Raw genomic sequence first — 15,975 nt, 5'->3', positions numbered from 1 at the left:
CTGGCAGCCTTTCGTATATGTCGAAGGCTGCTATAACGGACACGTCGACTGCCTTGTACCAGTAAGCGAAGTCGGCGAGCTTGTTGTTGTTGACGACTGCCAGCAGATCAAAATCGCTGCGATAGCCCTTCATCGTCAGTGGCTCGCATGCGATTGTGAAAATGCGCCAGCGCGGTTCAACAACCTAAACGAGGCCTATGTCAAAGCTCGGTATTCCGAGCACTCCGAGATAACCGAGGAAGCGCTTGTCTAGTTGGGCGAGCGGACGGAGGAGCTTCAGAAGTCTGCGGAACAAATCTGTGTGGAGCATCTGGAGCGGATGAAGAATGCTGCAGGTGAGTTGTAGCAACCTAGCCGGATGCGTCCGACGACAATGAGGAACTCATACTCCAATATACAGCTCTGGCGCAGTGCAGAATTCTTGATGTTCGGATAGCGCGCGCAACAGTGCAACCCGCCAATCGTTCCGCCCAAACGATCCGGATAGACTATTTGCGCAGCGACCAAGGTACTGTGCGAAAAGTTCAGGGCTGATCTCGTTGAACATGCGCATAGCGGTACGCTGCTCTGAGAGGAATTTATTAATTTGGCTGCGGAACCGCTCATTCAACTTTAGTCGACCGAGTTGAAATTCGAGTTTAGCTGCGAGATCCGCCTCTAAATCAGGGCTGTCGATCCAAAACCGTACTTCTAGAGCACCACCTTCGAACGTTATCTGCGCCTTCAGAAACTCAATATCGGGCAAATCTTGAAAATACGCGTGTATTAATCCAGGGCCGTGCGCTGGGCCCAGGCCAGGAACTATCGTTCTCTTTGCATTGTTACATGGACTGCAGCTTGGAATCAGATTGCGAGGATATATCGCGAGCTCACCATATACGCTGCGGGGTAAGTAATGATCTAGGTCGCGCGGTTCCCCAAAGCCGCAATAGGGGCACTGATCGGTCGACGCTAAGAGTTGCTCACGGAGCGCTGCCAGGCGCCCACCAATTTGGACCTGATCGTATGCCGAGCGCATGTGGGGACGAGCGGTATCGAGCACGTTTGGAGTAAGGTCCAAATGTGGTTGACCGAGACACGCGTCGTATAGTTGGTAGACCTCATGCAATGCTGCACGCTCGGCAGGTGACATCGCGTAGACTGCGGCACCGTTCGTCAGTGTTAGGGCGGCATTTAGCGCTTCATCAACGTCGCCGAGTTGTTGGGGAGTGATGACCCACATTTCAGGTCCTGTTGCTCGCAAGCTTCGTCATCACAAAGGCCCTAGCCTGCAGGCTCAACCCACGCTCGAACAGGCCTTCAATGCTTTCGAGGGAAAGCCCGGTGTCTACAAGCTGAGACAGCACGCTATGGAAATCCGTCGCGTCGACGTTGAGGCCAAAGATTTCGTTGGTGACCTCGCCGATACTCTCGCCATAAGTCTCTATGCGAGGTGAGAATATCCTTATTTCCGCTCCCGACCGCCGAACGATCGCAATATGGCGAGCGAGCGTTTCTTGTACCACCACAGGTGAGTGTGTTGCGACAACAGCGAACGCATCGTTCTGCCGTAGAATGATGCGTACCGCATGCATGAGGGCTGCTAGTAGCGGTGGATGGAGATGGCTCTCGGGTTCATCAATTAGGACGATTGACTTAGGCTCGGTATAGGCGACGAGCGACGCGACGGCATGCATAACTATCTTATGGCCGGTGCTCCAGACACGAAACCAAGGAACAGCGTACTCGAAAATTGAGGCAGCAGGATCGGAGCCGAGATCGAAGAACGATGAGTCTGAACCCAGAACGCGACAGACTTCGTTGAAGAGGTTTTGCCGGCCGCTCTCCTTGATGCGAAGAACAATGGCTCCGAACTCCTTAGACAGCTGCTCACTCGTCTTGAGAATAATACGTTCTTGCCGATCAAGGTCCTGCGGTTGGATGGGCGTGCCATCGATGTCACCTATGCCTTCCGCTTGACGAACTTCCGATGCAATGTCGCGAAGGCCACAATAGTGATAGCGGCCAACGCCACGCTCTAGGTCGTCGACAATCTGTTTCCGCTCACGATAATCGACCCCGGGGAGCTGAAACGCATCGAACGCACTATAGGCGACGTTGACTATTCGCGTGAAGCCGATCCCGAGAGGTGAGATCGCACCGAGTGCTTTCAGCGGCTCGCTCGCGCGTTCGCGCTGGGAGGCGTGGAGCACGCGCGCAAGCCGCGAAAGCAGTGTGCTCTTGCCCGAACCATTACGACCTATCAGTACCGCAACTCTCTCGGGCAGCACGCTCGTGTCCCAAAACAAATGACCACCGGGCGCTTTGAAATCGATCCGAAGCGGATCGACCCAACCCTCAACGTGGAAGGAAACCTCTAGGCCAAGGCGCGCGACGCGATCGTAGTCGCGGTTCAGCAGAACCGCAGCGTCACGGCGGAAGCTGTCCCAGTCAACATATCGCAGGATGGAGGTACTCCATCCTTTTTCCGTAGCGAACGTCTCAGCGTGCTGTGGGAATGCTAGCGCATCGCGGAGAAAGGCCAGAATCTCCTGGCGAAGCGTCTCGGGCAACCCGGCCAGTCTTTCGTAGTAGTCAAGCTCTTGTCCGAGCGAAACGAAGTCGTCACCGAGTGGCGAGAGAGGCCCAGTTGGAAGTTGCAGATCGTCAGATTCGGTCTGACTGCGGCGTAATATCTTCACTGCTCCAATCAGGCCGCTGAACTCCGGCACCGAAACCACAAGGTGGTACTGAGTCATAAAACTGTAGTCGTTCCACCGGTCCTGCAGCAATGCCACTCCTGTGAAGGACGGCGGATCACCACGTGAAGGAGGAAAAACTGTAAAGTCGGTCATGGTCAGGAAAGCTCCGAGGCGAGGGCCATCTTCCTCGCAATAGCTGAGGCACTTTTCTATCAGTTGCTTCTGCGTCGCCCTCTTGCTCAAGCAACGAAGGTGATGGAGCCGAGTGAAGTATATCGCCGATGGGAAACAGGTGAGTTCGGATTACACCAGACACACCTGAACGGCGGCCTCCAAAATCAGTACCCGTATTTGTTTTGGCGGTCTTTAAATGCCTTCTCACCGCCCTCCATGGTGGAGGTAATGACCTTGCAAATCGATGGCGTATCGATTGCACCCGCGCATTCAAACTGGCGTTCGCCTGTATCTTTTACGTCAAGATGGCCAACCAACTCTGACGATCCATTGACGACAATGTTTGCATTGTGACTGGCAAAAATGAGCTGCCGGTTTTGCTTTGCAGTGTGCAGCTTGTCAGTAAGCTCAGCAATGATGCGATTATCGAGATCGCCTTCGGGCTGGTCTATGATCAACGGCCCCCCAGGTTGCTCTAGAAGCATAAAGAGCAACGCCGCCGCACGCTGGCCCTCCGAAGCCTTTTCGAAGGCAATTTCCTTAGCGCCATCTGAATAGGAGAGGGTAATCATGGGCTTCGGAAGTGCGGCCGCAACTGTTTCTACCCGTGTCGTGTCCAGTTTTTCGCTCAAGGCCGCGCGAATGCGATCTGTGTCACCAAGCACTCCGAACAAGACTGCACTATCTGGCTGCTTCTCACCGCTAGCCGCGCCTATCTGACGCCAATACAACAGCGAAAGGCTATCGGCGCGCATTTTGTCGAGGAACGCTATGGGCGTGTCTTTGGCAACCGCATCATCCAATTCTTTGAGACGGGTTGCCTCTTGTGATCCGGTTTTATTGGCGAGAAGATCGACTGCGTCTTTGATCTCCGAAACGTCGCCCGCCGCATCTACGATCGCTTTGATTTTCCCGTTCGACAGACGCTCGATCTCTTTCGCCCACTCCTGCGTCCGTTCCGTACGACGATCATTTAGTGCTCTGAGGGCAACGAGCTTTTCATCTAAACCGGCGGCCGGGTCTCCATTGGCCTTTATTTTCGCGTCCAAATCGCCGATCTGGTTGGTCAGGTCGGTGATCTCTTCGCGAAGCTTGATGATCTGGCTTGTAGCGGTCCTGTGTGCACCCAGCTTTTCGAGAACCTCGTCTCTTGCTGTCCTTGCCACCTTGAAATTTGCCGCCCATTCGGTTTCAGCAGCAGCCAATGTTGAGCGCTTGGCTCTCATATCGGATTTGAACTGTTTTATGCCGGCGCTGAACGTTGAAAACAATTCGCCATAGCCTTTGCGGATTGCCGCCGAGTCATCTGCCAAATCGGTCGCTAGATCGCGTTCGTTAACGAGCTCCCTGATCGATTTGTCCAGCTCTTCGACTATCTGGTCCGCGTGTTTTGACGCCTGGAGCCGCTTCGATTCAAAGTCATTCGCCTTATCGAAATACGCGACAATGGACTGATCTTCTTCGGACAGGGCCGGAAGCGTCTTTTCAAGTGCTTCGACGCGCTGAGTGAGCGACGCCTTGGTCGTGGTGAGCTTGCGCAGTTGAGATTGCAATATCCAGTGCGCAGCGAGGCTTTGTACGCCGCCCTTGACCGTGACCTTGGCAGCTTCAATGTCGAGGGTCAGGCGGTCGTCTTCGCGCTTGTAATCCGGATTTACAAACTGGAGTAAGTCCGAAAGCTGGGTTTTCTTGCCTGCCTGCTTTCCAATCTCTGCGAGCTCGCCTTGGCTATACACTACGGCAGGGAATAGTGCCCGAAGCTCTTTGACCGTTGCAGTCTGCTTCGAGCCGTTGGGATAGGTAATCGTCGGCTGAAAGGCGGTGGCAGGACCCCTAACAATCTCAAAAGCCGCATTGTCCTGTGTGACAGTTAGCTTGACCCGTGCACCCTTTGCAATGAGCGTGTCGTTGATCAGATCACGCATGCGTTGTGTTCCCGAATAATGGTCGCGCTCCACATCATAGCAGCTGCGGCCTAAGCCAAAGGACACATATTCAAGGAATGAGCTCTTCCCGCTGCCCCGTCCGCCAATGACGGAGTTGAACTCGGGGCTGAAAGGGAATTTAGTTTTCTCCAAAATTGCGGAGCCGTCGATCTCGATCTCAGACACCACGAGGGAAGGGAGTTGGGGTGGCTTGATGGTGATACGGGATTTGTGACCAAGGAATGCTTGGCGGATTGCCTCCGCTGTCGGAGCTGCGAGCTTTATCCAGGTACTGTTTGACCCAACCATCGAAAAATCGGCCGATCGGCTGTCCGAAGTTGGAAGCGGGAAAATCTCCCGCGTGCACCAAGTCTTGTCGAGACCGGAAAGCCGTTTTTGGTTTTTGCTCCCCAGCGTGGAGTGCGTTTGGCCTTGATCAAGATAGCCGCCGACATAAGGCATACGACGGAAATCCGCGTGGCCCCCGTCGGTCAAGACTGTGTGGCTGTTGCCTTGGGAGACATTCGGTAGAACGATGTACTTGCCGCGAAGCCCTTCGAGTTTATCCAACTCGGCGCCGATATCGGCGTAGTGGGAGGCGAGTTGGGTGACCTTTGGACCTTTGGCGTGCTTTTCGTCAAGATCGGCATAGACGATGCCAAGCTTCCCCTGTGCTTGTCTGCGCCAATCCTCCGAAATGTCGGCGTCAAAGATGATCAGGCATTGCTTCCCACCAGCCGCTGTGAGCTCCATTCCTGGAAAAAGCCAGAAGTCAAATTGGGCGTCGGCCGCCTTTCGTTCCGCGATTGCTTGCTGAACGTAAGGGACAAACACCATCTCATGGTGATCGGTGAGGGCGATGGCATTCAAACCTCCGGCGAAGCATTGATCCAGAAATTCATTCGCCCACTGTTTGCGCGCTACATCAACGTCCTGCGCCGTTGCTGGGGCGCCAGTTCCCTTTGTGGGTTCGCCTAACCCAACAGTCCTTACCCCGACCCAAGCAGGATCGCGGGGCGTATGAATTTGAAAATCACACTTTCTCCATGAGGCAAAGCTCATATTCCCTCCCTAGCCAAGCGTACCAGCGCCGGGACATATTGCCGGTAGATCAAACAAGCGTACGCAGATTGCCCGCGACAGTATTCGCCTATATGGCTCTTTCAACTAAAGGAGCCGAATTTACTAGCCCTCTACAAAATAATCCCCCTAAAAGAGAGAGGTTTGAGATAGTTTATTCGTCGCGCTCCTCCTGGTCGACGGGAAGGACGAAGAGGACGTCTTGAAGTTGGCTGAGCCAGAATGGTGTCCATAGGAAACGCTCGCCGCCGTACTCCGCTCGCTGTTGCCGGGATAGCGTGTCGAATTTTGACCACCGCACCCTCTAACACGATAGCGGCGGAAGCGCCCATTGACAGTAACCTGGTCTGGACACCCAACACCGCGTGTCGTGAAATTCTTCTATCGGACCGCGATCGAACATCGATATGTTCGTGGGCGGAGACCGCTCGATGGCATTTCGATTCGTACACACGGCCGATATTCATCTCGACTCGCCACTGCGTTCGCTGGCGATGCGAAACCCCGACCTTGCCGAACTTGTCGGAGACGCCAGCCGTCAGGCATTCATCTCCATAGTTGACCTCTGCCTTGCGGAACGTGTCGATGCCTTGGTCATTGCCGGCGATCTCTATGATGGCGACCAGACGTCGATGAAAACGGCGCGGTTTCTGGGGTCACAGATGACACGACTTCACCAGGCCGGCATCAGGGTTTTCAAGATCCGTGGCAATCATGACGCAATGTCGCGGATATCGAAACAGCTCGTGTTCCCGGACACGGTCACGATCTTCGGCGGCCGTCCCCAGTCAGCGCTGCAGACAGCCGGCGGGCTTGACGTCATGTTCCACGGCTTGAGCTTCGCGAGCCCAAAGGCGCCGGACAGTCTGCTTCCCAAGTATTCAGCTCCGCGTGAAGGCGCGGTCAATGTCGGCATCATGCATACGAGCCTGGCCGGATCGCCCGGCCACGACGTCTACGCGCCCTGCAACGTCGCCGACCTGCACAGTCATGGCTTCGAGTACTGGGCGCTCGGGCACATCCATGTCCGCCACGTCCATACTGGGGCGAGCACCGTGGTGATGCCAGGAATTCCGCAGGGCAGGGACATCAACGAGGACGGAGAGAAATCCGTTACGCTGGTGACGATACGAGACGACCGCACCATCGAGATCGAGGAAAGGCTGACCAGTATCGCGCAATTCGAGCGGGTGAGCGTTGACCTGACCGTAACGGTGGAATGGTCCGAAGTCGTCGGGCGTGTCCGATCCGCGCTCGAAGCTATCCGGGCCTCCGTCAGATCCCGCCATGCCGTGGTGCGCCTCGGTCTGAGCGGCATGTCGCCTTTGTCGTGGGCACTGATCCGCGACCGGGATCTGCTGCTCGCGGAAGCTGAGCAGGTCGCGGAACAGGTAGGCGAAACCTGGGTGGAGAAGCTCGAACTTAACGTCTCGCCACCCGCAGCCGAAACATCTGAGGGCGTCGCTGATCCGATTTTCGAACTCGCTCAATCCATGCGTGCCGATGCCAGCTCGGAAGCTTTCCGTGCCGAGGCGAGGGCGTTGGTACAGAAGATGATCGCGGATCTTCCGCCTGACGGGCGCGATTTCGCGGGTAAGGACGAGGCTGAGCTGGAGTTGTTCCTCGACAGGGTGCTTGCCAACGGCGCCGACCTGGTCACCGCCCGCCTGAAGGCCGGTGGATCACAATGAGGCTCCGGCGACTTGAGCTCATCCGTTATGGCAAATTCACCGACAGAGCGATCGACTTCGGGCCGAAACCGGAATCCGGTCCCGACCTGCATATCGTCTTCGGCCTGAACGAGGCCGGCAAGTCGACCGCGCTTTCCGGCTATCTCGACCTGCTGTTTGGCATCGAGGAACGCAGCCGCTACAATTTCCTGCACGAGTACAGCGCGATGCGGATCGGCGGGGTGCTCGAACTCGGCGGCGCGGAGCACACGTTCACACGCACGAAACAGCGCACCAACTCATTGTTGAACGCGAATGGCCAACCAGTCAGCGAAATGGCGATATCAGCACATCTCGCCGGGCTGTCTCGCGATGCATACGAGACCATGTTCTCGTTGGACGACGAAACGCTGGAAGCAGGTGGAAAATCAATCCTGGAATCGCGCGGCGACCTGGGCAAGCTGTTGTTCACCGCCAGCGCCGGGCTCGGGCACGCAAGCGATATACTGAGCGTACTCGAGGCCGAAGCAGACCGGCTCTATCGCAAGCAGGCACACGGAACCGAGCTTGCACTGCTCAAGAAGCGGCTTGCGGAACTGAAGTCCGGGAAGGAGGCGATCGACACCTTGGCGTCGACGTTCGAAACTCTCGAGACAGAGCGCCTGGACGCGACAGAAAAATACGACCGCAGCATCGCCGAACGGTCGGTACTGTCGGCTCGGCTCGATACCATCGCCAAATATCTTCGCGCGATCCCGATCCTTGCCGATATCCGACGTAAGAAAGCCCAACTAGCCGAGTTGCCTGAAATCGCTTCCCCGTCACGGACCTGGACGGGCAGCGTCGCCGACATGATCGAGACCGATGCCAGTCTGAGAACGCGGCTATCCGCAAGTGTGGACGAGCTCGCGCGGGTGACGACGAAAATCGCCTCGGTCGATGTGGACGCGGTGATACTTGCGATTTCCGAACGGGTTCGCGGCTTGACTGACCGCAAGGTGCGCCACGTCTCGGCCGGCCTGGACCTTCCAAGTCGCAGGACGGAGCTGCAAATCCTCGACAATGCCGTGGCGACCTGCCTTGCCGCGCTTGGAAGGTCCTCGGAGCCACATCCTGCCAAGCTGCTCTTGCCTGCTGCAACCATTGGCACTGTGCGCATCATGGTCGAGCAGCGATCCGGGATCGTTACTAGCGTGCGCGTTGCGCGCGAGGAGGCTGCGGCTGCTGCTGATGCACTTCATGCGGCACGCGAGCGGGTCGGCGAAGAACGGGCCGTGCCCGAGCCTGCCAGGGCAAGGCTGGTTTCGGCTTTGTCGACGGCAAGGGCCAGCGGGTACATGAGGGAAACCAAGGCGGCACGCGAGGCCGCGGATGCGGGTGCAGTTCGATGGGAGGCCGCGATCGCGCGCTTGCATCCCTGGTCGGGCGATCCTCAGGCATTGGCCAGGCTCGCCATTCCGAATGCCGGACAACTTGGCGCATGGAAGGCGCTGGCAGCAGAGCTCGGGAAGAGCAGGGGCGTTCTCTCCGAACGCCTTGCCGAACACCACGGCAACCACGACCTGCTTGCGGCGCGGCTGGATGCGCTTCGTGCCTCAGTCGATGTCACCGACGATGACGCGGCGGACGCCATTCGGCGTGCCCGGGACGAGGCCTGGGCAAGACATCGCGATGACCTGACTTGCGAAACGGCGGATAGTTTCGCGGCAGCACTGGCCCGAGACGACGCTGCCGGAGCAGGCCGTCTGGCCAACGCCCGGGAGCTCGCTGAGATTCGCAGCACAAACCGCAACCTCGCAGAAACCGCTGCCACCATCGCGCATGGGCGCGACCAACTTGAACGCAACAGGTCAGATCGGGAGGCCGTGCTCTCGGAAATTCTTGCAGCCGCAAGACCCCTGGTTGGAGAAATTCCGGAGAAATCCCCCGAACAGCTGATCGAACTGATCGAGGATCGCATTGCTGCCTACATCGATGGGCTCGCGGCCTGGGAGGAGGTCGAGCTTTCACGCAAGAAGGCCGAGCGGGCAGTTGATGAGGGAGGCCGAATACACGGGGAGCTGAGCAGCGCGCTGGCGAGCGTCGGCGTTGGTTCGGATCCTGGTGACAGCCTGGAGACGGTCATGGCCGTGGCAGAGCTGTTCCTTGACAGGCAATTCAAGGTGGACGCTGAGCGTGCCGAGGCGCTCAATACCGTTGGCACAAGGCAAGAGGATCTGGCCGCCAGGCGCCGAGCCATCGAAGTCGCAGAGCGGCATGGGGATGAATGGCTAGCCGGCGTTGCCGAAGCGCTCAAGGGCACCTGGCTCGAGAGCGGCATCTCGGCGCCCGGCGTCGGCGGCGTCCTCGATCAATTGGCTGAACTGTCCAAATGTCTTCAGGACCGGGACGCCATGCAACTCCGTATCGAGAAGATGGAGGCCGACAGGGACAATTTCCTGGTCGAGGTTACCGCCGTTGCAGCCGAAGCGGGCGAGGCAGCCGATGACCACGACCCGGAACAGCTGGCGATTCGGCTTGCCGAGCGCCTGGAGCGCGCCGAGCGCACGCGGGAGGCCAAGGCAAGCCTCGTCAATGACCTGAAGCGATTGCAGGATAGTCGCGAGATCCTCGATGCTGAAATTTCCGGACATGAGCGCCGCAAGAACGAGGTCCTGAGTGTTTTTAACGTGGCCACCCTAGCCGAGGTCGTGGAACGTGACGAACTGCTGCGCGACAGGGATCGCCTGCGCACAGCCGTGGCCGAACTTGAGGAGCAAATGTCATCCGAGCTCGCTGCGGAAGGGCTCGAGCAAGCGCGTTCAATATTGGATGCTGTCGATTTCGACAGCCTCGCAGTCGAGAAGGCTGAAGCCGAGCAACGGCTTCGCGCTTCTGACGAGGCGATACAGCAACAGCTCATTCGGCAGACGCGCGCGACTGACAAGCTGGACGCCATTGGCGGCGACAGCGCTGTTGCCCGGATAGATGCCGAACGGCGCACCGTCCTTCTGGAAATCGAGGAAAAGGCCGTCCGCTATATCGAGCTGAAACTGGGAATATTGTCGGCTGGAAATGCTCTGCGCGTCTACCGCGAGCGTCATCGCTCCGGGATGATGGAGCGCGCATCAGAGGCATTCGCTCTCATGACGCGCGGCCAGTACTCTGGCCTGACAACTCAACCGGTGAAGGGTGGGGAAGTACTCATCGCATTACAGCGCGATGGGCAATCCAAGGTTGCCGACGCGCTGTCAAAGGGTGCGCGTTTTCAACTCTACCTGGCGCTCAGGCTGGCCGGGTACTACGAGTTTGCTCAGTTTCGACCCTCAGTTCCATTCATCGCCGACGACATAATGGAAACCTTCGACCATTTCCGATCCGAGGAGGTTTTCCGGCTGTTTGGGAAGATGGCAAGTGCCGGACAGGTTATTTACCTGACACATCACCAGCACCTGTGCGAGATCGCCAAGACTGTAGTGCCGGGCGTGGCGATCCATGAGCTCGGATGAGATTGGACTTTACTTGATGCGTTGCTGAAATACCGTGCTGTTCGATATTTTCCCCTTAGCTAGACAAATCGACATTCCAAGCGCCGGCTTTGGCATCCGCTTTGCGCCTCATGCACGAACCTCGCTTCGCGGCCGTACGCAGCAGGACCACGTTCGTCATGTCCGGCGCTTCGCCGCGTTCCTTGGGCGCTCTCCGGATACCGCTGCCTGCGAAGCGCTCAAGGCGCTGAGCGCTTCGAGGCCAACGAACGTTACTTATCCCCGGCAGGCTTCGGAACCGACCTCTTCCGGGGCGAAGATGACTTCGGCGTCGCTTTGCGATGGGGTGCGGTCTTGCCTGTGGCCTTTTTTGCGGGCTTAGGCCCCGCCAGGGGTCGCGACAGATCGAGCACAACGACATCGATTCTCGCTTTGAGATCGTCGGACATTTTCTCGAGGATTCGCGTTCTCAGCTCGGTGGCGGTCGTAATGGTCGGATCGAGGACTTTCGCGACCTTTTCCCCGTTGGCGTACCACAGCACGAGATAAACACCCTGCTTGGCTGCGTCCGGATGGATCGCGTAACGCTTATCGAGTTGCGCCGATGCAGCCGTATAAAGCTCGTCGTTCCACTGTCCCTTCACCTCGGTTACGAGAAGGCGATTGGCTCCGCCGAACACCGCAGACGCCGTAATATCGCAGCGATTACCGCCAGCCATATATCGCTCGATGTTGACCGAAAGGCCGAGTGCCTTCATCGATGACTGAAGCTGATCGACAATACGGTTGCGAGCCGTATTTTCATCCAGCCGCTTGCCACCGTCGTAGAAGGAATCCAGCGGGTTGGTTTCCGAACCGATCAGCCATTGCTGAAGCTGGCCCAACTGCTCAACCATCAACGCACGAAGGTCTTCGACGGAGGCCACGTCGCCACGATCGAGAAGCGCATTGATATCGGCTGGCGATGGAGCCCGGAAATCTTGCAAGGCAAGTTTCCGTCCGGCTTCGGCACGAAGAGTAAGGGCGGCCCCCCTGAAGTCCACAAATCGCGGATCGGCGATCATTCGGTCCAGCACCTCGATGCGACGCGCTGGAGCGTCCTCAGCCACTTTCCAGATAAGGTCGCGCAGGAACCGATAAGCGGTTTCCTCTTCAGGGTTGTCACTGCCCCAACTGCTCGGAAGATGAACCTTGGGCCAGACCCCAACATAGGCGTCCATGATCTTGAACACCATTTCAGCCGTCACAGGCGCTTTGTCGACGTCGTTGTCTTCGTTAAAACGTCCCAATCGATGCTCAAGAGCGAAGATGGTCTTGGGATCGCGCCTGAGTTCGTCCCACGCGGCCGCTCGGCCCGGCGTGTCGTAGAGGAAAGCGTTGAGCTGCCAGAAGGTGTGCCGGGCTCTGCTGCGCTTTTCAACTTCCGGGTCTTCCTTGTTCTCAATGACCGGATCAGCAAGACGCTTGTCGATCAGCGCGATTAGCTCGGAGTCGTCACCGTGTTTCGACGCCATGTTGAACAGGGTGCTTGCCGCTTCGAATGACGTCTGCGGAAAGCGCTCCAGCCATTCTAGCGGTAATGTCTTGCGCAGATTCTGAAACGCTCGCGTCTGATCCAGCCTGTAGCAACGCTGAGGATGGTTTTCGCCTGCGACAAGCTGCGGCTCGATATAAGCTCGGACAAAAGCTTCGGCCGATCCGTCCGCGGTGAACAGCGCGGCATCAAGCGCGGCCTCAAATTCCTCAGCTTCCCCTTCCGCAAATGTCGGATAGGATGATGCTTCCGCCTTCGCTGCGGCTACTATACGCGGATCGATTTCCTTCAGGTCCTTGCCGTCGCGATAGAGCACGACACATGCCGCGAGAAGCACCTCGGCTATGTCCGGACGCTTACGCAGGCCCAGCGCCTCCACAGTAGGAATGTATGCGTCGAGCAACGGGAAGCAGTTGCGCAAAGCCTTGAGAGGCGTTTCCGGATCATCCACCAGACCGTTCAACTCATCCGGTTCCAGCAAATACTTCTGCGCAAATTGCCTCAGCCAAAACCAGTTTCGGCCCGCTTCCACTGCGGCGATGTTCGCACGCAAATGCTCACGGTTCTGGCCTACAACGTCTTCTTCACGCTGCCGCCACCGCTTCCGGTTACGCACATGGAGGCCTCTTCGCTCGATCCGGTTGTAGTTCTGGCGTCGCCGTTCTAAGAGCGAGCGTGCGGCGAGAAAAGCCCGTGCGGTTCGGCTCTGTTGTCGCTGCAGGGCTCGCAGCGGGTTCGGGCCCTTGTTCTTGCTCCAGCGGTCGTAACCGACTAGAAGCGCACCCCAAAGATCAGCGTTCCCGATATCGAACGCGTGCTGGCTCAAGGCCTCCGCATCGCCTTCATGCATGCGGAGTCCGGAATGCACATGACTTGAATATAGCCGCATGACCGCTTCGTGGGCTGCATCTTCGCCGGTGACCCCATCCACGTCCATGCGCTGCATCGTCCTACGCAGCTCGGTATCCTGCGAGAGATGCTTGACTGCCACGCTACTATCACTTCCGACCTGGCCCTGAAAATGCAGAGCCTTCAGCCAGGACCAGATATGAGCCGGATCTTGCGTTCTGCCTTCGCTGAGTTCGAAATTCCGATCCAGCAGCTTGGCAGCGACCTTACTCTTCCCGTGCCTGCATGTGCAGCTATACGCATGCTTTGGGGTGCAGGTGCACTTGAGACTTGTCGTCAGATCATCAAGGAAACGCTCTACATCGGCCAACTCGAACGACCGGATCAGCAGGTCAATGAAATAGAGCGAAATCCCATCGCGGTCGCGCACATTCGGCCGCGGATAGAGCGCGGTGAGTTTTTCAAGAAGCGAACTTACAAACGTCGCACCGACCGGCTGGACACCGCGTCTGGTCACGGTCCTTGCTGCAACTTCGAGCGATGCGGGCGATCCTTCCGCCAGCAGCGCAGTGAAATCCGAGGTCGGATCGTAAGTTGTGACACTCAGAAGGGCTTCAGACGCAAGCCTTCGCGTGTCCACGTCAACACCGGCATTGGTGACCAGCGCGGAAAGCTCGGGAGCAAGTGTTGTAGCCGCCTCTGTCCCAATCAGCAGCTCCAGAACTAAGGCCTGCAACGTGCTCTTTTTTGCAAGGATCGTCTTCACGCGGTCGAGGATATCAGCAGTGAAGAAGTGTCCGACGTTGAATCGGCGCCACAAATCGCTGCGACGAAACAACGGATCACGGTCGGCGAGCGCATCCAGCGCCACCAGCAACTCCTTCTTGGATCTGGGCGTCAGCTGACTCGGATCGCCGTTCGCCAGGACGGCGTAGGGATCGAGCTTGATCACAGTAAGCTGCAATGGCTCGTGGCCCATGGCAGCCATCCAACCTGCCATGCCACGAAGTTCGTCGCGGATGACGCCGTTTGGCGCCACTATGGCCAGAACGCGGTCTAGCGACAATCGATCAGCAGGGTTTTCGATCCGCTTCACCAGATGACCCGCTGCGCAGTATTCCGCGACGATCCGGTGCACCGGTTCGTGCCTGTCAGTATCCCCGGAGGGTTTCAGCAGGCGCGTGTCGATGAGATACGAGGCAGAAGCGCCCTCACCGCAAAGGCTGTTGATATAGGGGTAGTCGCGATCCGCCAGAGGCTCGACTGTCGCGATGCCGCTGGCGCCGGAGAGCATCAGCTTCGCGAACACCTCCTCGCCAAGGGCCACGATCTCATCGGTGGGTGGCTTATCTTTCTGCCTTGGCTGCTGGACATTGGTCTCGTGCGCCAGCCTGCGCACTGCGTCCGCAAATATCTTCGCCTTCGAGATGAAGACACGGCCGCTTTCGAGGTACGCATCGCCGAGCAGCTGCAGAAATTGCGGGTTTCCCAACAGCGGCTCAAGTTCGAACCGGCGTGCCTCCTGCGCGAACGCGCCGAAATCCTCTCCCGGAAACCTTGCGTTGAACAGGAGACGCTGCTCGTCCTCGTTGAACGGCTCCAGCCGAACAATGACCGGCTTTACGCCGAAGCACTCCTCGACATAGGCGGTGCGGCTCTTGTCCCATTCAGCAGAGCGCCCGGCAAAGACGATAGTGGAAATGCTGTTCTCACTGGCCAGGGCAATAATCCTGTCGGTTGCAAGCGTGTCGATGCGAGCAACCTCATCCATGGCATCGATAACGAGCGGACCGTTGCCTGTCGCGGCTGGCTTGTTCCTGAAGACGCTAGCCCTGACACGGGTCGTCTGAAGGAGCTCAGCCAGCTTGTCCAAGAGCTCGGTCTTCCCCGCGCCCGGTTCCGCCAAGACAACAAAAACTCTCCCTTCACGAAGCAGCGCTTCTTCGGTGAAGGTACGGTCTTCGACCGACAGAGAGCGGGGGATGTAAACCGGCAATGCTCCTCCAAAAACAAGGACGATCCACGCTGGAACGCCAATTCACAAGGCCCGTACAGATTTGGGCATTTAGCCCGCCAAACTGCAAAAGGACAAAACAATAACAAAAGCTATTCCGGCTCGGCAACCTTATCCCCCACAAACCGGAAGCGCCTCCCGATCCTACTCAACGGTAGAAGCAGGGCCGGTCCCTAAAGAACGGCCTCCCGATCCAATGAAGCTGCGTGAAGCCAACGGGATGTTTCGATGTTCCCGATCAGCTCGCATCAGAAGCGGCCATCACCATTCCTTTCAAGGAAAAGTCCGCTCGATAGTGTTGAAAAAAGTCCGCGCCTCGGTCGCCTGCGGCACTTTCGTAGAATGGCGTTCCGCAGAGACCCCAAAATTGAATCCTGTTTCCGTGCAACGCGCCGGGGTGGAACTGGATTCTAATATCGGTGGCGACTTTGCGGTGCGTCGGACTTTTTCAACAATGTCGGCGCCAAGCCGCCGTTGATGAAACCCTTCCTCGACGGCGGCTCACGGCCCCAAATGCGGTCATTTCGGAACATGCAAGTCAATAACCACGCCGCGGCAGTGTTCATGGTTTGTGCCTAGAA

At 57.7% G+C, this 15,975-nt stretch carries 6 protein-coding genes and 1 pseudogene; 2 read left to right on the top strand and 5 right to left on the bottom strand.

Annotation, left to right across the window (positions count from 1 at the left end):
* Positions 1-43: 43 nt before the first annotated feature.
* From NKG60_RS17235 to NKG60_RS17220, 4 genes and pseudogenes are all read right to left on the bottom strand, one after another.
* A pseudogene (locus NKG60_RS17235) lies at positions 44-145 on the bottom strand (nucleotidyltransferase); the annotation flags it as partial.
* Positions 146-382: 237 nt separating this feature from the next.
* Positions 383-1,222, bottom strand: a complete 840-nt coding sequence (locus NKG60_RS17230) for an HNH endonuclease (protein ID WP_352975222.1) — start codon at positions 1,220-1,222, stop codon at positions 383-385.
* 1 nt (position 1,223) lies between these two features.
* Positions 1,224-2,834 carry an AAA family ATPase gene (locus tag NKG60_RS17225; RefSeq protein WP_352975221.1) on the bottom strand — a complete coding sequence of 537 codons (1,611 nt, stop codon included), beginning with the start codon at positions 2,832-2,834 and terminating at the stop codon, positions 1,224-1,226.
* Between the two features lie 185 nt (positions 2,835-3,019).
* Complete coding sequence (locus NKG60_RS17220; RefSeq protein ID WP_352975220.1) at positions 3,020-5,842, bottom strand: TrlF family AAA-like ATPase; 2,823 nt, start codon at positions 5,840-5,842, stop codon at positions 3,020-3,022.
* Between the two features lie 449 nt (positions 5,843-6,291).
* Here NKG60_RS17220 and NKG60_RS17215 point away from each other — a divergent pair, with 449 nt between their 5' ends.
* Both NKG60_RS17215 and NKG60_RS17210 read left to right on the top strand, forming a co-directional pair.
* Positions 6,292-7,551, top strand: coding sequence for a metallophosphoesterase family protein (locus NKG60_RS17215; protein ID WP_352975219.1), 1,260 nt, complete (start codon positions 6,292-6,294; stop codon positions 7,549-7,551).
* Entirely contained in the window at positions 7,548-11,018 is a 3,471-nt protein-coding gene (locus NKG60_RS17210) for an AAA family ATPase (RefSeq protein ID WP_352975218.1), read from the top strand. Before NKG60_RS17215 ends, NKG60_RS17210 begins: the two co-directional genes overlap by 4 nt.
* Before the next feature lie 251 nt (positions 11,019-11,269).
* Here the strand turns inward: NKG60_RS17210 and eruA are convergent, their stop codons facing one another.
* Entirely contained in the window at positions 11,270-15,376 is a 4,107-nt protein-coding gene (eruA, locus tag NKG60_RS17205) for an NACHT domain-containing antiphage protein EruA (RefSeq protein WP_352975217.1), read from the bottom strand.
* Positions 15,377-15,975: the final 599 nt, after the last annotated feature.

Origin of the sequence: Mesorhizobium sp. M1428 (assembly GCF_040317515.1) — a bacterium.
GTDB lineage: Bacteria > Pseudomonadota > Alphaproteobacteria > Rhizobiales > Rhizobiaceae > Mesorhizobium.
This window is presented reverse-complemented; position numbering and strand designations above follow the sequence as displayed.